The organism is Pelagicoccus enzymogenes (assembly GCF_014803405.1).
Taxonomy (GTDB): Bacteria; Verrucomicrobiota; Verrucomicrobiia; order Opitutales; family Opitutaceae; genus Pelagicoccus; species Pelagicoccus enzymogenes.
The window spans coordinates 333,480-353,134 of record NZ_JACYFG010000007.1 but is presented as its reverse complement, the minus strand read 5'-3'; the positions used below and the strand labels follow the sequence as shown (position 1 = coordinate 353,134).

Annotated in this window: 25 protein-coding genes; 7 read left to right on the top strand and 18 right to left on the bottom strand. The window is 56.5% G+C overall.

The genetic code is table 11. The annotated features are described in order from the left end of the window. Window positions 1-6 precede the first annotated feature (6 nt). The 6 genes from serS to IEN85_RS07470 all read right to left on the bottom strand — a co-directional run bounded on the left by serS (window position 7) and on the right by IEN85_RS07470 (window position 4,548). Window positions 7-1,278, bottom strand: coding sequence for a serine--tRNA ligase (gene serS, locus IEN85_RS07495; RefSeq protein WP_191616461.1), 1,272 nt, complete (start codon window positions 1,276-1,278; stop codon window positions 7-9). Between the two features lie 97 nt (window positions 1,279-1,375). Continuing rightward, window positions 1,376-2,329 carry a glycosyltransferase family 9 protein gene (locus IEN85_RS07490; protein ID WP_191616460.1) on the bottom strand — a complete coding sequence of 318 codons (954 nt, stop codon included), beginning with the start codon at window positions 2,327-2,329 and terminating at the stop codon, window positions 1,376-1,378. 2 nt (window positions 2,330-2,331) lie between these two features. Continuing rightward, window positions 2,332-2,796, bottom strand: coding sequence for a TrmH family RNA methyltransferase (locus IEN85_RS07485; protein ID WP_191616613.1), 465 nt, complete (start codon window positions 2,794-2,796; stop codon window positions 2,332-2,334). A gap of 4 nt (window positions 2,797-2,800) precedes the next feature. Next, window positions 2,801-3,715 carry a homoserine kinase gene (locus IEN85_RS07480; RefSeq protein WP_191616459.1) on the bottom strand — a complete coding sequence of 305 codons (915 nt, stop codon included), beginning with the start codon at window positions 3,713-3,715 and terminating at the stop codon, window positions 2,801-2,803. 39 nt (window positions 3,716-3,754) lie between these two features. Then, window positions 3,755-4,243 carry an SsrA-binding protein SmpB gene (smpB, locus tag IEN85_RS07475; protein ID WP_191616458.1) on the bottom strand — a complete coding sequence of 163 codons (489 nt, stop codon included), beginning with the start codon at window positions 4,241-4,243 and terminating at the stop codon, window positions 3,755-3,757. Between the two features lie 107 nt (window positions 4,244-4,350). Further along, complete coding sequence (locus IEN85_RS07470) at window positions 4,351-4,548, bottom strand: DNA-directed RNA polymerase subunit omega (protein WP_191616457.1); 198 nt, start codon at window positions 4,546-4,548, stop codon at window positions 4,351-4,353. A gap of 130 nt (window positions 4,549-4,678) precedes the next feature. Here IEN85_RS07470 and cutA point away from each other — a divergent pair, with 130 nt between their 5' ends. Continuing rightward, window positions 4,679-5,020, top strand: coding sequence for a divalent-cation tolerance protein CutA (gene cutA / locus IEN85_RS07465; RefSeq protein WP_191616456.1), 342 nt, complete (start codon window positions 4,679-4,681; stop codon window positions 5,018-5,020). 18 nt (window positions 5,021-5,038) lie between these two features. Next, window positions 5,039-5,194, top strand: coding sequence for a small basic protein (locus IEN85_RS07460; protein ID WP_191616455.1), 156 nt, complete (start codon window positions 5,039-5,041; stop codon window positions 5,192-5,194). Window positions 5,195-5,334: 140 nt separating this feature from the next. Here IEN85_RS07460 and IEN85_RS07455 read toward each other — a convergent pair whose 3' ends face one another. Next, window positions 5,335-6,240: a M23 family metallopeptidase gene (locus IEN85_RS07455; RefSeq protein ID WP_191616454.1), complete on the bottom strand. Its 906-nt coding sequence runs from the start codon at window positions 6,238-6,240 to the stop codon at window positions 5,335-5,337. A 97-nt stretch (window positions 6,241-6,337) separates the two neighbouring features. Continuing rightward, window positions 6,338-6,826 (bottom strand): hypothetical protein, encoded by a 489-nt coding sequence (locus tag IEN85_RS07450; protein WP_191616453.1) that lies wholly within the window; start codon window positions 6,824-6,826, stop codon window positions 6,338-6,340. Between the two features lie 75 nt (window positions 6,827-6,901). On the opposite strand from IEN85_RS07450, the gene IEN85_RS07445 reads away from it, so the two are divergent. Together IEN85_RS07445 and IEN85_RS07440 are read left to right on the top strand one after the other, a co-directional pair. Continuing rightward, window positions 6,902-7,543 (top strand): SanA/YdcF family protein, encoded by a 642-nt coding sequence (locus tag IEN85_RS07445; protein WP_318186592.1) that lies wholly within the window; start codon window positions 6,902-6,904, stop codon window positions 7,541-7,543. 15 nt (window positions 7,544-7,558) lie between these two features. Then, window positions 7,559-8,245, top strand: a complete 687-nt coding sequence (locus tag IEN85_RS07440; RefSeq protein ID WP_191616452.1) for a rhomboid family intramembrane serine protease — start codon at window positions 7,559-7,561, stop codon at window positions 8,243-8,245. A gap of 6 nt (window positions 8,246-8,251) precedes the next feature. Here IEN85_RS07440 and IEN85_RS07435 read toward each other — a convergent pair whose 3' ends face one another. After that, a complete protein-coding gene (locus tag IEN85_RS07435) occupies window positions 8,252-8,680 on the bottom strand; it encodes an acyl-CoA thioesterase (RefSeq protein WP_191616451.1) in 429 nt (142 codons plus the stop codon). A 79-nt stretch (window positions 8,681-8,759) separates the two neighbouring features. On the opposite strand from IEN85_RS07435, the gene IEN85_RS07430 reads away from it, so the two are divergent. Next, on the top strand, window positions 8,760-9,041 hold the full coding sequence (locus tag IEN85_RS07430; RefSeq protein ID WP_191616450.1) for a DUF2103 domain-containing protein: 282 nt from the start codon (window positions 8,760-8,762) through the stop codon (window positions 9,039-9,041). Window positions 9,042-9,214: 173 nt separating this feature from the next. On the opposite strand, the gene IEN85_RS07425 is transcribed toward IEN85_RS07430, so the two are convergent. Continuing rightward, a complete protein-coding gene (locus tag IEN85_RS07425) occupies window positions 9,215-9,409 on the bottom strand; it encodes a cold-shock protein (RefSeq protein WP_191616449.1) in 195 nt (64 codons plus the stop codon). Window positions 9,410-9,728: 319 nt separating this feature from the next. Between IEN85_RS07425 and IEN85_RS07420 the strand changes: the two genes are divergently transcribed. After that, entirely contained in the window at window positions 9,729-10,508 is a 780-nt protein-coding gene (locus IEN85_RS07420; RefSeq protein ID WP_309027118.1) for a rhomboid family intramembrane serine protease, read from the top strand. Between the two features lie 41 nt (window positions 10,509-10,549). Here IEN85_RS07420 and IEN85_RS07415 read toward each other — a convergent pair whose 3' ends face one another. From IEN85_RS07415 to IEN85_RS07400, 5 genes are read right to left on the bottom strand one after another with little or no spacing between them, the layout of a single operon-like run. After that, the gene (locus tag IEN85_RS07415; RefSeq protein ID WP_191616448.1) at window positions 10,550-13,792 is read right to left on the bottom strand and encodes an efflux RND transporter permease subunit; all 3,243 of its coding nucleotides are present in this window, start codon (window positions 13,790-13,792) and stop codon (window positions 10,550-10,552) included. Between the two features lie 17 nt (window positions 13,793-13,809). After that, window positions 13,810-14,856, bottom strand: a complete 1,047-nt coding sequence (locus tag IEN85_RS07410; RefSeq protein ID WP_191616447.1) for an efflux RND transporter periplasmic adaptor subunit — start codon at window positions 14,854-14,856, stop codon at window positions 13,810-13,812. Window positions 14,857-14,882: 26 nt separating this feature from the next. Further along, window positions 14,883-16,211: a TolC family protein gene (locus IEN85_RS07405; protein WP_224772500.1), complete on the bottom strand. Its 1,329-nt coding sequence runs from the start codon at window positions 16,209-16,211 to the stop codon at window positions 14,883-14,885. Beyond that, the gene (locus IEN85_RS24880) at window positions 16,198-16,386 is read right to left on the bottom strand and encodes a DUF6132 family protein (RefSeq protein ID WP_224772499.1); all 189 of its coding nucleotides are present in this window, start codon (window positions 16,384-16,386) and stop codon (window positions 16,198-16,200) included. The genes IEN85_RS07405 and IEN85_RS24880 overlap by 14 nt, the downstream gene beginning before the upstream one ends. Window positions 16,387-16,403: 17 nt before the next feature. Then, a complete protein-coding gene (locus tag IEN85_RS07400) occupies window positions 16,404-16,607 on the bottom strand; it encodes a YgaP family membrane protein (RefSeq protein WP_191616446.1) in 204 nt (67 codons plus the stop codon). Between the two features lie 95 nt (window positions 16,608-16,702). Here IEN85_RS07400 and IEN85_RS07395 point away from each other — a divergent pair, with 95 nt between their 5' ends. Further along, entirely contained in the window at window positions 16,703-17,011 is a 309-nt protein-coding gene (locus IEN85_RS07395) for an ArsR/SmtB family transcription factor (protein ID WP_224772498.1), read from the top strand. Between the two features lie 106 nt (window positions 17,012-17,117). Here IEN85_RS07395 and IEN85_RS24650 read toward each other — a convergent pair whose 3' ends face one another. From IEN85_RS24650 to IEN85_RS07380, 3 genes are all read right to left on the bottom strand, one after another. Further along, window positions 17,118-17,483, bottom strand: coding sequence for an RNA recognition motif domain-containing protein (locus IEN85_RS24650; protein ID WP_191616445.1), 366 nt, complete (start codon window positions 17,481-17,483; stop codon window positions 17,118-17,120). A gap of 181 nt (window positions 17,484-17,664) precedes the next feature. Then, window positions 17,665-18,705: an RluA family pseudouridine synthase gene (locus IEN85_RS07385; protein ID WP_191616444.1), complete on the bottom strand. Its 1,041-nt coding sequence runs from the start codon at window positions 18,703-18,705 to the stop codon at window positions 17,665-17,667. 51 nt (window positions 18,706-18,756) lie between these two features. Then, window positions 18,757-19,650, bottom strand: coding sequence for a LysR family transcriptional regulator (locus IEN85_RS07380; protein ID WP_191616443.1), 894 nt, complete (start codon window positions 19,648-19,650; stop codon window positions 18,757-18,759). Window positions 19,651-19,655: the final 5 nt, after the last annotated feature.

The window sequence follows — 19,655 nt, the reverse complement described above, 5'->3', positions numbered from 1 at the left end:
TCCCGCTTAAAGCTTTTCGATAAACTGCTTGCCCACGTAGGGAACGAGCGCATCCGGCAAACGGATACGACCATCCTCCTGCAAACCGTTCTCGATGATCGCAACGAAAACGCGCGGCACCGCGAGCCCAGAACCGTTGAGCGTATGCAAAATCTCCGGCTTTCCGGTTTCACCGTTACGGTAGCGTATCTTGGCGCGACGCGCCTGGAAGGAACCGAAATTGCTGCAGCTAGAAACCTCCAGCCAACGCTTCTGACCTGCTGCATACACCTCGAGGTCGTACTGCTTGCAGTTGGTGAACCCCATGTCGCCTCCACACATCAGCAGCGTGCGGAACGGCAAGCCTAGCTTTACTAGCAGGCTCTCCGCATAGGCGCGCAGCGACTCCAGCTCGTCCATGCTCGTCTCCGGCTTCACCCACTTCAAGAGCTCCACCTTGTCGAATTGGTGAACGCGATTGAGCCCCCGCACCTCCTTGCCGTGGCTTCCGGCCTCGCGACGAAAACAGGCGGAGTGGCCGCAACGGTAAATGGGCAAGTCTGCCTCTTCGATGATCTCGTCGCGGAAAAAATTAGTCAGCGGAACTTCAGCAGTCGGGATCGCATAGAGCCCATCCTCGACCGTCTGATACATTTGCCCTTCCTTGTCCGGCAACTGGCCCGTGGCCGTAGCGCTGTCTGCATTCACCAAGAAAGGAACGCCAATTTCCTGGAAGCCTGCCTCGTCGGCTTCGTTGAGGAAGAAGTTAATCAGGCCGCGAGCCAACTTCGCGCCATCCCCCACGAAAAACGGGAAACCCGCGCCGCTCACCTTCGCCCCGCGACGCAGGTCGAGGATCTGCTCGATCCACTCGATGTCGTAGTGAGCCTGCTGATAATCCGCATCAGCCGGCACTTCACCGTGCTCGCGCACGACCACATTCTCCGACTCGTCACGCCCCTCCGGTACGCTTTCGTCAGGCAGGTTCGGGATGTTGAGAACCGCCTCGTTCCACTCAGCCTCTATGGCGCTGAGCTCCGCGTCCGCGGCCTTTACCTCCGCAGAGACCGCCTTCATTTCCTGAACCTTGGCAATGAATTCCGGACTCCCCTTGGGCAGCTGAGCCATCTCGTTGTTAGCGGACTTCTGCTTGGCCCGCAGCGACTCCGCATCGGCGATGAGAGCGCGTCGCTTCTCGTCGAGAGCGAGGATAGCGTCGAGGTCGCACTTGATGTGCTTCTTTGCGATACCCGCGCGAACTGCGTCTGGGTTTTCTCTGAGGAATTTCGGATCGATCATCTTCGATAGGGCTAAGAGCTTCGCTTTCCGAAAGGCTTATCAATTCGAAAAACGAGACCACGCCTTATCGGCGCCCTGTCCGCAGAGTCAAGCCAGCTCAGAGAGCCAACAGCTTTTCCGATGCCTCGAGAACCTGGTCAACCGCCAGCAAGCTCACCTGACCTCGAGGAACTCGCAGCGCCGCGTTGTTTTCCGCATCGACGGGAAACACGCCCCTCACCTCCGGCGAGACGAACGTGTAGAGCGTCAAGTTTGCCGTTCCCAGAGCCCCGCCCAAATGACCGAGTCCATTGTCGTTCGAGACGACCAACTCCGCTTCAGCAACAATCGAGCACAGCTCGCCCCAAGTGAACTTCCCCTGCCAGTCATGAGCTCGCTCTGGTAGTGGACCTTCCAATACAAACGGCACCATTCCCAAAAAGATAACCTCCACATCACTGCGAAGCTCCACAAGGCGCGAAGCCAGCTCTTCCATTCCCCGCCACGACCGCTCCGCCTTGAATCGCCCCGGAAAAAGGCAAACCAGCTTGCGACCGCCCGCCAGCAATTCCTCGACGCAGGCCGGCAGCAAGGCTGGAGAAACCAAAGGAAGCCGCTCGCGCAACTCCGGCCTGAATCCGAAAATGGAGCCAAAATCGAGGAAACGCTCCAGCAAGTGACGTTTATCGTCCGCCGACTTCGAAACCACTTCCCCGTAACAAATGCTCGCTCCCTCCCGAGCCGAGCGCAGACCGATCTTGCGGCCGCCCCGGGCAAAAAAGCACATCGCCCCCGTCCGCGCGTAACCCTCGAAATCCAGCACATAATCATAGCGTTCGCGGCGGATCTCCCGAAGCAGACCCGCAAAGCTCGTCAACGCTTCGCTGCGCCGGAACACGATTGTTCGGTCCACGAACCCGAAAGAGGCCACCAAGGGCTCGTAGAAGCGTCGCACCACCCAGGTAAACTCAAGCTCCGGCTGCTGGCGCTTGATGGACTCGACGACTCTTAAGGCATGAACGATCTTGTCGAGCGGCGAGGTCATAAGAATCAGGACCTTCGCAGAGCTCATCGCTAAGGATTGCCTCGCAACTGCCTCATCACCTCGAAAACGGCTACCCCTGCAGAAGTAGCCAAGTTCAAGGAACGCAAGCTATCGTTGTAGTGCGGAATCTTCAGGCGACGGTCTTCGCCGATCTCCTCGTGCAACCAGTCAGGAGCGCCATAGCCTTCGTTGCCAAACAGCAAACCATCTCCGTCTTCGTATTGAATATCCCAATACGGCTGACTCGACTTGGTCGTAAACAAAAACAACCGCTTGGGCCCGACCTCGCTCGCCTTGAAAGCCTCCCAATTTTCATGGTGATGCACGTCGAGCGACTTCCAATAGTCCATTCCGGATCGCTTCAAGTGCTTGTCCTTGATCGCAAACCCCAAGGGATGAATCAAATGCAAGCGCGATTCCGTGATGGCGCAAGTGCGTCCGATATTCCCCGTGTTTTGGGGAATCTCCGGCTGGAACAAGATAACGTGAAGCAGCGGTTTACTCACTGGATGAAATTTGCAGACCCGTGTTTTCGGCGCTCAAGTCCCGCCCGACGCTATCAAGTCCCGCTTCGCTGAACTTCTCCCGCATGGCTGCCATCACCGCCTCGGCCCTTTCCGCCGCACAGGCGCACAAAACACTCGAGCCACTTCCGCTCAACCATCCGGTGTAGGCTCCCGCTTCGATACCAGCCGCGATCGCCGCCGCTGCGCCGGGGATGTTTTTGAGTCGGTAGGGCTCGTGCACGCTGTCATGAACCGCATTTGCCAGCTCCGCGTAATTTCCCGAAGCCAAGGCGCCCACGACACAGGAAACGCTGTTGATGCTCGATACCACCGAGGCGAAATCAAGCGATTGCGGCAGCACGCCTCTCGACGCTGAAGTCAGGACCTCGAACTCCGGCGAAACCACTACCAGGCGCAGGGCCTCGCTCACTTCGATCTTGTTGACCGACTCAACCTTGGCGGGGCTGTCGAGAAAGCGGGAAACCGTAAATCCGCCCAAGATGGAGGCGCTTGCGTTGTCCGGATGCCCCTCCAATTCCGTGATCACCTCGACCAGCTTGTCCTTTCCCCAGTCCGCGCCCGAAAGCTTCGAAAGACCGCCCAAAATCCCACCACGCACAGTTACGCTGGAACCGAGACCGCGAGCTTGCGGGACGTCGCCTCGTATCCGAATTCTAACTTCGAACGGAGCTACGCCGCTTTCCTCGAAAAAGCGGGCCACCGTCTCGCGAGCCATCTCGCTGAGCGGATAGATGTCCGGACCGAAGCTGTCGTCGCCGTCGCGATCCGCTCGCTCCACCGCGACTTCGTTGAAAAGAGCCACCGCCATTCCCAATGTATCGAAGCCCGAACCACAGTTGGATGTGCTTCCGGGAACTTTGCAGACGACGCGCGAGAGGGATGACATGCGAAATGGATGAAAAAAGATGAGACTAAAAACGGGAAGCTAGCGCACGCGAAACGCCTTCATCGTACGATCGATGTCTAGCATTTGCGCTTTCTTCTTCAGGTCCTCACGCTTGTCAAAGAGCTTTTTGCCCGTGCAGATGCCGATCTCGACCTTGATGAGCGCTTCCTTGAAGTACATGCGGGTCGGTATCGCCGACTTGCCACCCGCCTCCAAGGCCCGCTCAATCTTCTTCAGCTCGGACTTCTTGAGCAGCAGCTTCCGCTCGCGACGCACCACGTGGTTGTTGATGTTCCCGAAGGCATACTCGTCGATATGGATCCCGTAGATGAAGAACTCGCCCTTTTCGAAGCGGCAGAAGCCATCGGAAATCTGGGCCTTGCCGGCGCGGATGGATTTGACCTCCGTACCCGTCAAAACGATGCCCGCCTCGTAAGTGTCGCCAACCTCGTAGTCGCGTCGCACCTTGGAGTTGCGGATATCCTGCGGGGCCGATCCCTTGCGGCCTTTTCTGTTCTTGCCTGCCATTTCAGGTTCCTCTCGTGATTTGGGTATAAAAAGGGCGCGGCGGACAATGTCTACCGCGCTCTGTCAAAGTGATCGGAAAGCGCCTGCACACCCGCCGCGAGCGCCAACTACTCGGCGAGCTCGTAGCTGATCTTGCCCTCGATGATCTCGCGGAGAGCGATATCCTCGGGATTCAGCTTCTCAAGCGATTCGACCAGCGGGCGGTTGCCATGGCGTAGCTGCTTAACGCGGCGGGAAACCACGTTAATCAAGATGTTCGGGTCTTTGATGACCTTGCGTGCTTCTTTAATATAATCTTCTCTCAAAGCTGCCTCCTAATTAATGGAATCCGCCCTTTTACCTTGCTGCCAAGGTGGGTCAAGTGCTTATTCCGGCTTTTCGCTTCCGCATTTTGTCGCGGAACCCTAGGAATCCCAAGCAAGCATCACTGTTACCATGCCCAAATCCGACAATCTATTCGTGTGCTACACCACCGTGTCGCGAATTCCGGAGGCCGAGTCGCTCGCCGAAGACATCGTCAAGAGCCGCCTCGCCGCCTGCGTGCAAATCGACTCCCCCATCACCTCCGTCTACCGCTGGAAGGACAAGGTCGAAAAGGAGGAAGAAATCCGAATCGTGCTCTTCGCCCTGGAATCCGCCTTGCCAAAGCTGGAAACCTTCGTGGCCGACAGGCATCCTTACGACACGCCGAAGTGGGTCTGCTGCAGAGCGGAAAAAGTTTCAGAAAAGTACTTGAAATGGGCGAATGAAGTCTGCAACCTCCGCGGCTTCATTTAACCGGAACCATTTTCGACCATGTCACAGCATCCTAGCTACAAGTCCAACGCCGCTACCGGCGCCAAGAGAAACGTACTCAAGCGCTTCGAGCGCGTAGAGCTTCTGAAGAAGCGCGGCGAGTGGAAAGACGGCGACCGCGTTTCCGGCCTCAAGAAGACCAAGCCCGAAGCCTAAGCTTCTCGAAAACACTTTACTAAACGTCGTGCCGGCAACGGGACGGCGTTTTTTTTGGCCGTATTCGCCCATTGAAGGATGCTAGCGATCCGACAACCGGGTACTGCCCCGGCCCTACCGGCTTCGCCCCCCATTCCCACTCACTTTACGAACATCCGCTTCATCAAGCTGTTGAGCTTCGAGCCAGCGCCGCCAAAGGCGTTCTCCTCCGCCAAGTCCAGACAAAGGTTTCCCTCGATCAAGTCCGGACGCAGGGCATGTACCGTCAACCAACGCTCATAGCCCTCCATCTGGGCCGCAGTCAGAGCCTTGAAACGCGTAGGCAAGCCGTACCAAGTGAGCTCCACTCGCCAACCCGCGTGATCCGGCGGGATGACATCATTGTGCATCAAATTCGGATTCACCTTCAGCAAATCGGGAATCGCAGTATCTCGCACGAAAGCTTCGACCGCGATTTGCTCGCTCATCAGGTATTCCCAGGCATCCGACGCCTCGCCACGCCGCAACGCTCCGCACAAGGCCCAAGCGTCGACTCCGACGATGTTCATGCCATTGAAGGAACCATGCTCGTTTTCCGAGTCGTAGGGTTGCTGGTCGTACCACTTCTGAAAATCTGGACCGAGCCAAAAACCGAGCTCGAAGTGCAAGTGCGCCCGGCTGCGAGGGATGGAGTAGCCGCCCGCGCTGCGCCCCATCACGGCGATGCGTTGTCCCCCTCTAACGGATACACCCGCTTCGATCCCATCGTCCACCGTGCTCAGGTGAGCATAGAGACTAACGAAGCCCGGAGCGATCTGCGGGTGCTCGATGACCACGTAACGGCCATAGCTACTGTTGCCCGCCACCTCGTTCACGTAGCGCACAATGCCCTCGTCGAAGGAAAAGATGGGATCCGTGGCCTCGTTGCGACGATCCCGCGCGATCGACCGCAAGTCCAAGCCCTCATGGAATCGGTGCCCCCCATTGCGCACGCACCCGAACAAGCCGGACGTGATCCGACCGGAAACCGTCGGCTGCAAAACGCCTTCCATCTTTCCATGCTGCAAAAAAGCAGGATTTGGCGTGGGCCAAAAGTGAGGACCCAATCGAAGCGCCTCCTGCGCCTGTCCCCAACAAGCAAATACAAAGAAGAAAAGAAGCGCCCTAGCGCTTAAGCTTTTTTTGAATGTCAAAATTAGTTTCCTTCAGTTTCCTCGCTAACTCCATGAGGTTGCTGTCGCTAACCTCCAGGAACACGAAAATTCGTCCATCCGCGATCGGTCCGTCAATCAGACGCACCCCCAACGGTTCCCCATTCACTATCAGCACCAAGCGCTTCCCCTGGTTGCCAACAGAGATCTGATAAAACTCACGGGCCGCTGCCGGTTTCAAGGTAAATACCAAGCAGCGCCCCAAATCCACATCCACCACATCCACTGCCAGGTAGTCGTACTCCGAGACGATCGCTTGGCCTTGCAACGGTATGTGAATTCCGCTCACCGGCAAGGCAACCGCCGCGCCGTAGCCCTCGCTCGACACCGACTCGAGAAAGAAACGGGCTCGCGTATAGGCAGCCGAATCCATTCCCGTAGTCTGACACCCGACCATCGCCAAAAAAACGAGCAGCAAGGGAATGGTCGCGGATTTCAACATGCTGGAACTATCCTCTTCGACACGGCGTCTAGGCAAGCGAAGAGTTTTGCATCCCTACCAATCAAACTAAACGCCGTGACCCGTCTCAAAAAGTTCGCACTCCTAAGCTCCAGCCTACTCCTAGCTGGCATCGCCTCGACCTTGGTCGCCCGGGCCATGATCGAGCGAAAGGCGCATGGCCATGTATACAACGAACTCGCCAAACTTCCCTTTTGCGAAACTGCCGTCGTGCTCGGCTGTTCGAGCACCTTGTCCGACGGCCGGGCCAACGCATTCTTCCAAAACAGGATAAAGAAAGCAGCTGAGCTCTACCACTCGAGCCGCGTGCGCAAGCTCATTGTCAGCGGAGACAACTCACGAACCCACTACAACGAACCTGCCGACATGAAAGATGCACTCATAAAAAACGGAGTGCCCGAGGCAGACATTGTTTGCGACTACGCCGGCTTCAGTACACTCGACTCCATGATTCGCGCTCGCGAAGTCTTCGGGCAAACCCAGTTCATCGTCGTATCCCAAGAGTTCCACAACAAGCGAGCCGTGTACATCGCTCGCAGCAAAGGCTTCGAAGCTTACGGACTCAACGCCGCGGACGTTTCTGTCGCCCATTCAACCAAAACACTCCTCCGGGAAGAGCTTGCTCGCATAAAATCCGTCATCGATGTTTGGATACTTAAACGAAATCCCAAATTCCTAGGTCCGACAATCAAGATTTAGCCACCCATCCCGTCCATGAACGCCCCCGTCACTATCGCCATTTGCGCCATCACAGCCGTCGTCACGCAAATTGCCTTTTCCAGACCCGAAATCCTGCAACGTCTCCTCTTCAAGCCACGGGAAATCCTCGTCGACGGCCAATGGGACCGCATCCTTGCCAGCGCCTTGATCCACGCTGACTGGATGCACGCCGGCTTCAACCTCTTCGCTTTCTACTCCTTCGGCAGCGCTATCGAAATTCTCTACGGATGGAAAACCTTAGTAGCGGTCTACCTCTTTTCCGTAATGGGCGGCTCCCTCCTCTCCCTTTTCCTGCACCGCCACCACCAGTACGCAGCTCTCGGCGCCTCTGGCGGAGTCAGCGGCATCATCTTCTCCACCATCTTCCTCGTTCCAGGAACAGGAGTAAGCCTGTTATTCATCCCCATCGCCATTCCAGGCAACGCCTTCGCGCTGATCTACCTCCTTGGATCGTTTTGGGGACTGAGAAAGAAAGTCGGCAACATTGGACACGACGCCCACTTTGGCGGAGCCATCGTTGGCCTAGTATTCGCCTTCGCGATACAGCCTAGTTTCTGTCTCGCCGATCCCTTCTACTTCTGGGGCTCGGTCTGCGTCTCGCTCGCCTGTTTAGCGATCCTATTCCTGGATCCGACCAACTCGAGCGGGAAGCTGTTTCCTTCGCCCAAAAGCAGGAACTAGTTTCAACTACTTTTCATCACTCCGAAAGCGATCGAGAAAAGCCTCCGGCATGCGGATGGGCTTGCCACTGCTAGCGTCGAAGGCCGCCATCTCGGTCTTGGCCAACAGCAGCAGTTCGCCCCTCTGGTTGTATCCACGATAACAGAGATCGAAACGGGTGGGTCGAAGGTTCACGATCGTCATGTCCAAACGCAGCGTATCCGGATAAAAAGCCTGCTTCGTGTACTTAACGCCTAGCTCCGACAGGATCAGCCCGACCCCCTCCACGTCTTTCTCGGTGTAGCCGAAGTTCGCGAGAAACTGTACGCGCCCCTCATGCAAATACTCGACAAACACATTATTCGCCACGTGGTCCCCATAGTTGTGGTCTGTAATGCGAAACGGGATACAGGTTGAAAAGTCGACGCGGCCGAGGTTCTTGATTTCCTTAAACATAAGACTTCCATTCCAAGTTCGCGATCCCAGGCCAAACTGCAACTAGACAATTTCCGCCAAGCTCCTTTACTTCACCACCATGCCCTCGCGCGGTCGCCATCAAAGCACATCCAAAGAATGCCAGCACACCATCAAGAAAATTGAGGGGCTGCCGGGCGTCGTGGGCGTCATCATCGGCCGATCCTACGGCGGCAAGTCCCTAGGCGGCGGCAGTCGTACCGGAAGCGTCAAGATCCAACGAAAGCAACCTGGCGGCCTGAAGGCGGTGACTCAAACCGCCAAGGGCTTGCAGGAGCTCTTCATCCGCACCTCCACCGATGACAACGACGCCGTCATCGAAGCCATCGAAAAACTTCGCTAGGCATAAACAGCTGCGGCCATATTTTCCGAGGGGAAGCATCCCACCAGACACGAAAAACGAGAGAGGTATCCCTCTCTCGCTACTTGGTATTCGTAAATTCGATACCCTCAGAATCCCAGCGAACCAAAAGGCTCAATCGCAAACGCGAACTGGAACTCTATGGCAGAAGGCAGCTATACCTTCTGTACTTTAGTGGCGCAAGGGCCCTTGCGGCCTTCTCCGACCTCGAATTCGACGGTATCCCCCTCGTTGAGAGCATAACCGTCCGTCTCGGAGTGATGCACGAAAAGATCGTTGCCGCCTTCACTCTGCTGAATGAAGCCGTAGCCCTTTTCCTGATCAAACCACTTAATTGTTCCTTTTGACATATGTATTTATTGTATTCTCGGGTCGTCGACGCCCAAAGTGCTTCCTGAGAACCGCGACCCGCAGCAGAAGGTAGACCGCCTCTGCTCAATGTCTAAGGAATTCGGAAACAATCCCCACCTAGGTCCGTAAGCATTTAATGATTAACGTCTAACCGGTCCCCGCAAACCACCTTTTCGAGAATACGATGTGCCTGAGCGGGAAACGAGTGCTCGCAAAGGCAGTTTCGCTAGAGATCAGATCTTACATTTCCGGCTTTAAAAAACCGCCTGATTCCAACATCCCCTTGCTATCAAACGCTTACTGAAAGAATCGCCCGCCGTGGTCGCGCTGCTCGCGACCAACATCCTCGTCTTCGCCGTCAAATGGCTGCTCGCCCCCGAGGTCACTCCCGAGGAGCTCTACCCAGAGAACCCGCTCGATACCCTGCTCGCCCTCCACTTCCCCTACCATGCCGACTTCGGACTCTGGCAGTTTCTGAGCCATATGTTCATGCACGGCAACGAAGCTCACCTGCTCTTCAACATGGTCGGCATTTTCACCTTCGGCAGCCTTCTCGAACAGGTTTGGGGGACGAAGCGCTTCATCGTTTTCTACCTCTCCGCGGGGCTAGGCGCTGGACTCATCTACACCGGCCTCAACGTGTACGAGTTCGGGGAATACATCGACCACCTGAACGCCATTAACGTATCCGCAGAATCTATACACGCATTTCTAGTGGGCAAGCTAGAGCCCGCCGACATAACGAGGGCCCTTACGTACGACGAGCGGGTCGACTTCTATCTCATCTACAACGGCAGCATGCTCGGAGCCTCAGGAGCCCTCTACGGCATCCTCGTAGCCTTCGCAGTCCTATTCCCTAACGGCAAGATACTGCTTCTCTTTCTCCCAGTGCCCATCAAAGCCAAGTTCTTCGTGCCGGCTCTGATTCTCTTCGATCTCTTTTCGGAAATTACCGGCTTCGCCATTTTCGGGGGAGGCATTGCTCATACCGCCCATATCGGTGGAGCAATCATCGGTTTTGTTCTCATGATGTACTGGAAAAAGGACCTGCCTCCCTTGCCGGAGTGGGAAGAGGAGCACGAGGAGGAAGAGCGCTAAACGCTCGACGGTCGATTGGCCGCGGTCAGCCCCCACTTTGCTTATCGACGCCCCTTGGCGTGGCTCATGTAGTAGATCAGCGGCACCGCCAACGGGCTGATAACCAGCGATGCCAACGCCCCGAAGAGCAATGAAATGGCAAGCCCTTGGAAGATGGGGTCAGTCAAAATGACGACTCCCCCAACAACTACCGCCAATGCAGTCAACATCATGGGCCGAAAACGCACCGCGCCGCTTTCCACGCAAGCCTCCGCCAAACCGAGCCCATGGCTCAAGCGCAGTTCGATGAAATCCACCAGGATAATGGAATTACGCACCACGATACCGGCCCCTGCCATGAAGCCGATCATGGAAGTTGCCGAGAAGAACGCTCCCATTCCCCAATGAGCCGGCATGATTCCGACAAGGGAGAATGGGATCACCGTCATCACAATCAAGGGGGTCGTATAGTTTTTGAACCAGCCGACCATGAGCATGTAGATCAAGATCAATACCGCCCCGAAAGCGAGTCCCAGGTCCCTGAATACCTCGATGGTCACCTGCCACTCTCCGTCCCACTTCATGGCTGGCTGGAGGTCGCTGAACGGCATGGAAGCATTGTATAGAGCCACCGACTCTTCCGTTCCGCCGAAATCAGTGCCATTGAGCTTCGCAAGCTTCTTGTTCATCTCCAAGATAGCGTAAACCGGACTCTCAACCACGCCTGCGACGTCAGCCGTAACGTAGGTCACGTTCATCAGGTTCTTATGATAGATGTTTCGTTCTCCCTTCGTTTCCTGCACTGAAACCAGTTCGCGGAGCGGCACAAGAGGAGCCATCGGGTTCATTTCCGAACGCAATTCGAGCGCTAAAAGATCCTCCGCCCGTGCCCGAGCTTCCGGCGGCAACTCGAGCAAGACAGTAACGTCCTCCCGCTCCGCCTCGTCGTGCAAGAGGCCTACAGGGTAGCCTAGAGAACCAAGCTGAATCGCTCGCGCCACAGCCGCCTCCGTAATCCCGTGCAGCGCCGCCTTTTCCTCGTCGAGCACCAGAAGAGTCTTCGCTTGCTCCGCTTCCACGTACCAATCCACATCGACCACGCCTTCCGTGCTTTCGAAAATTTCCTTCACCGCAGTCGCTAACTTCAAGCGAGCCTCCGCGGTCGGTCCATAGATTTCCGCCACGAGAGTTTGCAGAACGGGCGGCCCCGGCGGAACTTCCGCCACCGCGAAAGACGCTCCATGCCTTTCCGCAATCGGTGTAAGTTTAGGACGAATACGCTTCGCGATGTCGTGGCTTTGCGCCTCCCGGTCGTGCTTCGGCAGCAGGTTTACTTGTATGTCTGCTACGTTCGGTCCACGCCGCATGAAGTAGTGACGCACCAATCCGTTGAAGTTAAAAGGCGACGCCGTGCCTACGTAAACTTGGTAGTCCTTCACCTCAGGTTCGTCTTTGAGAGCTGCGGCCATTTCCCGCGCGACTCGCGCCGTCTGCTCCAAAGTCGTGCCTTCCGGAGTATCAATGATCACCTGAAACTCAGACTTATTGTCGAAAGGCAACATCTTCACTTTAACTGCTCCAATGCCCACCAGAGCCATGGACCCGACAGTCAAGCCCGCAACAACCAACAAGAACGCCCACCGCCATAAACGATGCTTCAAAAGCGGGCGCATGACCCCAGCGTAGAGCCGCGTAAAAGCGTTGTCCGGCATCGAATCCTCGTCTTCCTGACCAGACTTTGTTCCATCATCTGAATACTCGTTTTGCTTTGCCTCGCTTTGGTGGCCACGCAATGCCTTCAGGGCCGCCCAAGGGGTCACTACGAAGGCAACCAGCAAGGAGAACAGCATCGCCGCGCTCGAGCCAACCGGTATCGGACGCATGTATGGCCCCATCAAACCGCTTACGAAGGCCATCGGCAAAACCGCAGCGATCACCGCCCAAGTAGCTAAAATCGTAGGATTGCCGACCTCGTCGACCGCCTCCACTGAGATCTCAACAAGCGACTTCTTCCGGCTTCCTGAGAGGCCCATGTGGCGCACTACGTTTTCCACCACAACAATCGCGTCATCGACCAAAATACCGATCGAGAAGATCAGGGCGAACAACGTGATCCGGTTTAGCGTGTATCCATAAAGGTAGAACACGAGCAAGGTAAGCCCTAGCGTCACAGGGATTGCGAGCAAGACTACCATCGACTCGCGCCAACCGAGAAAAAGCAAAATCAATACCGCAACCCCGAAAACTGCGATTCCCATGTGTAGGAGCAACTCATTGGACTTTTCGCTAGCGGTCGCCCCATAGTCTCGCGTTACCGCGACGTCGATGTCCGCTGGGATCAGACTCCCCTTGAGCGTATCCACTTTCTGCAACACTTCACTCACCACATCTACAGCGTTAGCGCCGGGCCGCTTTGCTATGCTCAGAGTAACTGCCGCCTCTTCTGCCCTCTCAGCCGATCCGAACAGCACGTAGTTGCCCGGTTCCTCAGCGGCGTCCACGATGGTCGCTACATCCCGCAAGTAAACCGGCCCCCCCTGCGATACACCTACCACGACGCGTCCGACATCGTCCGCGTTCCCAAAAAAGGAGCCCGTCTGCAGGAGCGTCTCCGTGTTGGCGCTGGAAAGCGATCCAGCATGAGCCTGAACGTTTGCCTGCTGCAGCATCGGTATCAGGTAGCTGACGGATAGATCGCGGGCCGCCAAGGCTTGAGCGTCAAGCTGCACGCGGACCTGCCTTTTCGTACCACCAATCAAGGTGGTTTCCGCAACTTGAGAAATCGGCTTTACCTCGTCCATGACTTGTGCCGCCACCCGCCGCAAGGTCAGGTGGTCGTAGACCTCGCTGTGAAAGGTCAAAGCGAGAACCGGCACATCGTCGATGCCACGCGGCTTCACTAGAGGAGGCGTCACCCCCTGGGGAATTCGGTCGAAGTTTGTCTGCAACTTTTGGTTGAGACGCACCAATGCCGCCTCCAAGTCAGTCCCCACCTTGAACCTCACGATCACCATAGCCCCGCCTGGGCTCGAGGTAGAATAGAGGTATTCCACGTCGGGAATTTCCCAGAGCAGTTGCTCCATGGGCCTCGTGACCCGATTCTCCACTTCCGCAGCGCTGGCCCCGGGCATTCCCACCATCACGTCGATCATGGGCACCTTGATCTGTGGCTCCTCCTCGCGAGGTAACATCAAAACCGCGAACACTCCAAGCAGCAGCGAGGCAACCACCGCTAAAGGTGTGAGCTTAGACTCGATAAACATGCCAGCCAACTTGCCAGCAAATCCGTATTTTTTTGTATCCATCTTTTGAAACGTTTCAGCTAGCGTTTCACGATGAGGGCTTGCCCCTCTCTCAAAGCAGACTCGCCGCCAACGACAACACGTTCACCAGCGTCAAGTCCGCCTAAAACCTCGATATCGCCATCGAGTCGAGCGCCGGTCTTGACGAGACGCAGCTGAGCGGCGCCCTCGTGCGCTACGAATACACGCTCCATCTGGCCCACACGTGAAACAGCTGATTCAGGTACCGTTACAACCCGTTTAGAAGGGCCCAAAACGACGAGCTTCGCAAACTGTCCTGAGCGGGCGGATACACCGCCGGGCAAAGAAAAGCGAGCCGTCACTGTGCGACTCGAAATATCGAATCCCGAGGAAACCTCCTTGAGTACGGCCTGGAGCTGCCCTTCGCTGGCGGGTAGGCTCACGGAATAGTACGCGCCTAGTTCCAATCGGCCAGCGAGAGACTCGGGAATCGATGCCTCCACTTCGTACCCCGCGTCTCCCTGAACCTCAAGCAAGGGCATGCCAGGAGCCGAAAGACTTCCTTCGTCCGAGTAGATGCGCGACACCGATCCGTCGAAGGGCGCCCTCAACTCAGTGTAACCGAGCATCACCTCGGCCTCTTGCAGCACCGCATTCGCGATGGTAACGCGATCTGTCAGGTTCTTAACCGTCTCCGACGTGCTGGCACCTTTTTCCAAGAGCGAACGCTCTCGCTCTAGATCTCGCTTGGATTGGGTCAATTGCGCCTGTGCCTGCAGGACCTTCGCCGAAATTTCTGCTGCTTCTATTCTCACCAAAAGGTCGCCCGCCCTTACATTCTGTCCAAGATCGACAGGAATCGAACGTATCGTTCCCATAACTTTAGGAGCGATTACAGCCCGCTCGCTAGCCCGAACCACACCGGTAATCGCAACTCGACCAGGCAATTCCACGCCATCCGCGACAGCCAGCTCGACGAGAGCGGCAGGCAATGCAGGAGGCGTTTCGACCGACGCTTCGCCTGCGCGCTTCGAGCAAGCTCCCATTCCCAAGAGAACCAATGCTCCCACGCTCAATAAAAATCCTTTATCCAAATTCGTCTTCATCCTTCGAAATAGTTTTAGCTGTAAGTTCAGTTCTGTATCGGAAATAGCCCTACTGCTTTGCGCAACTGGGCAATCGCTATCTTCAAATCGGCCAAGGCAATCGCTCGCCGCATGCGCGCCTCCATCAATCTCCCTTCCACTCCGATCAGCTCGGCAGTGAGCAAGGCCCCCGCCTCGAAACGAGAGCGGCTGAGCGAGGCGCTTTCCTCAGCTTGAGCAAGCGACAGCTCCGTGACCGCGACGCGCTCCTTGGCCAACTCTACAGCGAGTCGAGCCTGTTCGACTTCTAGTCCGATACCGAGTTCGGCTTTACGGATGTATTGCCGCAGCGCGGCCAACTGGGCTTCCGCTTGCTTCACCTTGGACGCCGTCCTACCGCCATCGAAGATATCGATGTTTACCGCAACCCCAGCCAACCAGGAATCTGCCCCTTTCTCCGTCTCCCAGCCTTGATCGTACTGGTAGCTCGCGAAGCCCATGACTTTTGGCCTGCCTCCCCCCGCTGCCAAAGAACGCATTGCTGAGGCAGCCTTTTCTCGCTCGCGCAGCGCTTGCAGCTCAGGGCGCCCTGAATAGTCGTACGTATCAGGTTCCAGGATACGGTTCACGCCGCTATCATCCAACGACAAAACAACCTCGCTTCCATCTGCCGGCAGACCGAGCACGAAAGCGAAACCGCGCTCTGCTAGACGCTTGAAGTGACGCGCCTGTGCAAGCTGCTCCTTGGTCTGAGCAAGTTGCACCTCTAAACTCAGCAAGTCGGACTTCAAAACCTGTCCCGCATCATAACGCAGTTGCGCATTGGATACAGCGGCCTCGTAAGCCTTCACTCCCGCTCGTACCGCCTCAACAGCTTCCGACGCTTTTCGAATATCCAGATAAGCTTTGACCGTTTGGGCGACGAGCGCCTGCCGTGCAGCCTCATCGTCAAAGGTCGCCGCGCTCAACCCAGCTTCGGCAGCTTTTTTGCCAGCGGCAACCTGGCCGCCCGCGTAAAGATTAAGGCCCACTACGGCGCTCGCGTTGAGATTATCGATCCTGCCCGGATTATTGAAGTCGAGGCCAAAATCAAAGGCGCGCTGGTTCAAAATGGAACCGAATGCCATCATTGGGCTGTCCGTCTGCATGTAACTGCTCTTCACCGACAGCTGAGGCATCCCGTAAGACCGAGCCTCCTCCAACATCGCTTCCGCCCCAGCAATGCGCGACTGGGCAACCTGGGCGTCCGGGCTGTTTTGCAAAGCCGTTTCTATGGCGGCCTGCAACGTCCACGGCTGGGTCTGAGGCAGGCCCGTGCTCGCGACTAAAAAGGCCATGCCGACCATCGTCATGTTCATTCTCTTAAGCTTCATCATTCTCTAAGCGCTCGGGCTTCCCAAAGCGTAAACCAAACCGATCGTCCCCCCCGTAAAGCGCGCCACGCCACCATGTCGCGGTCAGCGGACAAGCCCCCGAACTGCATTGGCCAAAATATCCCAGAACCGCCCCTAGCAGCAGTCCCAGTCCTATCGGCAGGAGATAGCGCAACATCTTCGTCCCCCGCTTCCCTACTCGAAGGCGCAACCACTCTTCATGCCCATCTTCTTGAGCATGAATGCCAAAGGGCAGATGCGCGTGAAGGCCGCTTGAAACATGTTGAGGCCGACGAACGCAGGAAGAATGAACCAGAACTGGTTTACCCAAACGCCCAACGCGACCCCGGCCAGGATCATCGTGCCTGCAAATGCGAAAACGATACGATCAATATTCATGAAGCTTTTCTAATTTAGATTTTTCTAATATTGCAAGCTTTACTTTAGAGTTTTCTAATATTTACTTGCAACCGACAGAGAGGAAACCTACCGAAATGCTCGAAGAAATCATGCCGACCGAAAAAGAAATAGCGTCACTGATGCGGGCAGTAGGCACGCTTAAGGCCATGGCCAATCCAAAGCGCCTCGCGATCCTTTGCCGGCTAGGCGAAGGAGAGGTCAGCGTTGGCAACCTGAGCGTCGAAGTCGAATTGAGCCAGTCCGCCCTCTCCCAACACCTGGCCAAGCTAAGGGAGCTCAGTCTGGTGGCGACTCGCCGAGACCAGCAAACCATCTACTACCGCCTCGATTCGCCGGAAATCGCCACCCTCATCGGCACCCTGCGCAAGCTTTACTGCGACTGAGGCATAGCCGGCCAAAGCGACTCGCGTCAAAAACCGGTACACAAAAAAGACTCCGTCCTGATCGGTACGGAGTCTTCGAAAATCTTTATTGGCTTTCGCTCAAAGCTTAGCGTCCACGACCGTATCCGCCGCCACCGCCGCGACGATCGCCACCGCGACCTCCGCCACCATAACCACCGCGGCCGCCGCCGCCGCCGCCGAAACCACGGCCACCACCGCCACTACGGGGAGCGCGAGGGGTTGCTTCGCGAACCGAGAGTTCGCGCCCGGCGATATCGCGGCCATTGAGGCCTTCGATTGCCGCTTTTGCCTGTTCGGCATCATCCATGGTCACGAATGCAAAGCCACGCGAACGTCCCGTTTCACGGTCAGTAATAATCTTCAGCTGCGAGATTGCGCCGAACTCTTCGAATGCGTCTTGCAGGTCGCCTTCAGTTGCGTCGAAGGAGATGTTTCCAACGTATATTTCCATATCTTTTGTATTTAGGCATCACTGTATTCGAAAAAGGGTAATTCGAACAGCGACGCCAAACCGGAAAACACCTCGGGACTCCCGAAACGAAATGGGCTCCCATAAACTAGCCACCCACAAGGCCCACTAATCCAGCAACAGCGAGCTAATTCGTGTCGAAGGAACAAATTTCAGCGAAAAATCACGACAGCTTGAGCGAAAGAGCCCCCAACAACTTGAGAAAATCTGGAGTCGGCGGCTCCACCCAAACCACTTGTTCGCCGGAACGAGGATGAATAAAGCCAAGTCGCTCGGCGTGAAGCATAGTACGTCGAGCGGAAATCAACGCACCTTCGAATCCGCGAACGTACACCTTCTCGCCTACGATCGGATGTCCAATCTCGCTCAGGTGAATTCGAATCTGGTGCGTGCGTCCAGTATCGATACGGCAAGCCACAAGCGATGCGTCGCCTACGCTTTGCACAAGGTGCAAGTGGGTAACGGCCCGTCTACCGAGCTCGTCCCCTTTTTTGTTCTTTGCGCCCTCCGCGACCGATCCGCGCAAACCATCCCCCGCGTCGCGAGCAATTCGCGTCTCGATGGTCTGAGCCTTCGGGCGACCGTGCACGATCGCCAAGTAACGACGTTCGATGGAATGGGAGCGAAACTGCTCCGAGAGAGCCTTCAAGGCAACATGGGTACGGGCAAAAACCACCAGTCCGCTCGTGTCCTTGTCGATACGATGCACGACCCCAAGACTGGCCCGATTGCTGGCCGCCTTCGGATCCTTGGCGCGCAAAAAGTCCAAGGCCAACCGGTCCAGCGTTTCCTCTTCCGGGCTTTCCGGATGCGGTACAGTCATCATCCCAGAAGGCTTGTTCAAAACAATGAGATCCTCGTCGTAATGCACGACAAGACGCGGATCGAGCTTGGGTTCCGCCCTTTGCTTAGGCTGGCTCATGCGGAGCTCGATACGCGTTCCTGCCGTTACCGGAAAGGATTGGTCAGCAACGCAATTCCCGTCGATAAACACCTTGCCCGTATCGATCCAAGCCCTCGCCTTCCCCCAAGGCAACTGGAAGTGCTGCTTCACCGTCTTGTCCAAACGAGCCCCATGGAGATCCTGGGAAATGAAACGGTCCGGCTGCCCCTCCGGCTTGGAATTGTCTGCTTTCTTTTCGATGGCGGAAATCTGGTGCCGGTCTCCCCCTCTGTCGAGCCCAGCGTTACCCCAATCCGCCAAGTTGCTTCCCGTGTCAAAACGTGGCCCTCGCGCCGTCCCGCGGCGCTTCGGTCAACGCTCCTTGACGAAGCCGTTGATACACTTCTCCAGCAATTTCATAAGCTGGCGAACGGAGTCGCTGAGGTAACGGTCCGGGTGATGCACCATGGAGATGTCTCGCCCGATCTTGGCATCCGAAATCTCCCGATAGCACAATCCCTCCGACAATGAGCCCAGCACCGACATCTTCGGCAGCAGGGAAACGCCTTGCCCGCTGTTCACGAGCTTGAGGATCGTGTCGATTTGAGCGCTTTCGAAGGAGGCCTTCGGACGCGTATCCGTATCTTGGATAAATTCGTTGATCTGGCGACCCGCGCAATGAATCTGGCTCAAGGGCAAAAACGGCTCCCGGCGCACGTCCGCCGCTAGCACGCGACGCTTCTTGGCCAAGGCATGACCCTTGGGCACAACCAAGACGAAAGGCTCGCGAGCGATCACCTTGACAAGGAGCCGCGGCTCCTCCACCGGGGTCGACATCAAGGCAAAGTCCAAGCTCCCATCGAGAATGCTGCCCAGCAAACCCTCCGTAAAATTTTCCTGCATGGTGAAAGGCGGTATGTCCGCCTGATTCGCATGGCTCACCACGTAGGGAATCAAGTAGGGAGCGATCGTCAAAGTCGCGCCGAAATGAGCCTCTCCTCCCGATACGACAGCATCCCTCATCTCGTCCAAGGTACTCTGGTGCAAGCGCAGCAACGACTCCGCCTTGCCCTCGAGCTGCTTGCCTACGTTGGTCAGGACGATGGTCCTACCTTGGCGGTGAAACAAGGGCCCGCCCAGCTCCGTTTCCAGCTTCTTGATCTGGATACTCAAGGCCGGTTGGGATACCCGGCACTCCTCCGCAGCGCGGGTAAAATTCCGATGCTTGGCCACTGAACTGAAGTACCTCAACTGCTGCAATTCCATAAATG

Coding starts and splice junctions, on each gene's coding strand:
- serS (WP_191616461.1), bottom strand. CDS start 1,278: ATGATCGATCCGAAATTCCTCAGAGAAAACCCAGACGCAGTTCGCGCG.
- IEN85_RS07490 (WP_191616460.1), bottom strand. CDS start 2,329: ATGAGCTCTGCGAAGGTCCTGATTCTTATGACCTCGCCGCTCGACAAG.
- IEN85_RS07480 (WP_191616459.1), bottom strand. CDS start 3,715: ATGTCATCCCTCTCGCGCGTCGTCTGCAAAGTTCCCGGAAGCACATCC.
- smpB (WP_191616458.1), bottom strand. CDS start 4,243: ATGGCAGGCAAGAACAGAAAAGGCCGCAAGGGATCGGCCCCGCAGGAT.
- cutA (WP_191616456.1), top strand. CDS start 4,679: ATGCCCAAATCCGACAATCTATTCGTGTGCTACACCACCGTGTCGCGA.
- IEN85_RS07460 (WP_191616455.1), top strand. CDS start 5,039: ATGTCACAGCATCCTAGCTACAAGTCCAACGCCGCTACCGGCGCCAAG.
- IEN85_RS07450 (WP_191616453.1), bottom strand. CDS start 6,826: ATGTTGAAATCCGCGACCATTCCCTTGCTGCTCGTTTTTTTGGCGATG.
- IEN85_RS07440 (WP_191616452.1), top strand. CDS start 7,559: ATGAACGCCCCCGTCACTATCGCCATTTGCGCCATCACAGCCGTCGTC.
- IEN85_RS07435 (WP_191616451.1), bottom strand. CDS start 8,680: ATGTTTAAGGAAATCAAGAACCTCGGCCGCGTCGACTTTTCAACCTGT.
- IEN85_RS07430 (WP_191616450.1), top strand. CDS start 8,760: ATGCCCTCGCGCGGTCGCCATCAAAGCACATCCAAAGAATGCCAGCAC.
- IEN85_RS07425 (WP_191616449.1), bottom strand. CDS start 9,409: ATGTCAAAAGGAACAATTAAGTGGTTTGATCAGGAAAAGGGCTACGGC.
- IEN85_RS07415 (WP_191616448.1), bottom strand. CDS start 13,792: ATGGATACAAAAAAATACGGATTTGCTGGCAAGTTGGCTGGCATGTTT.
- IEN85_RS07410 (WP_191616447.1), bottom strand. CDS start 14,856: ATGAAGACGAATTTGGATAAAGGATTTTTATTGAGCGTGGGAGCATTG.
- IEN85_RS07405 (WP_224772500.1), bottom strand. CDS start 16,211: ATGATGAAGCTTAAGAGAATGAACATGACGATGGTCGGCATGGCCTTT.
- IEN85_RS24880 (WP_224772499.1), bottom strand. CDS start 16,386: ATGTTGCGCTATCTCCTGCCGATAGGACTGGGACTGCTGCTAGGGGCG.
- IEN85_RS07400 (WP_191616446.1), bottom strand. CDS start 16,607: ATGAATATTGATCGTATCGTTTTCGCATTTGCAGGCACGATGATCCTG.
- IEN85_RS07395 (WP_224772498.1), top strand. CDS start 16,703: ATGCTCGAAGAAATCATGCCGACCGAAAAAGAAATAGCGTCACTGATG.
- IEN85_RS24650 (WP_191616445.1), bottom strand. CDS start 17,483: ATGGAAATATACGTTGGAAACATCTCCTTCGACGCAACTGAAGGCGAC.
- IEN85_RS07380 (WP_191616443.1), bottom strand. CDS start 19,650: ATGGAATTGCAGCAGTTGAGGTACTTCAGTTCAGTGGCCAAGCATCGG.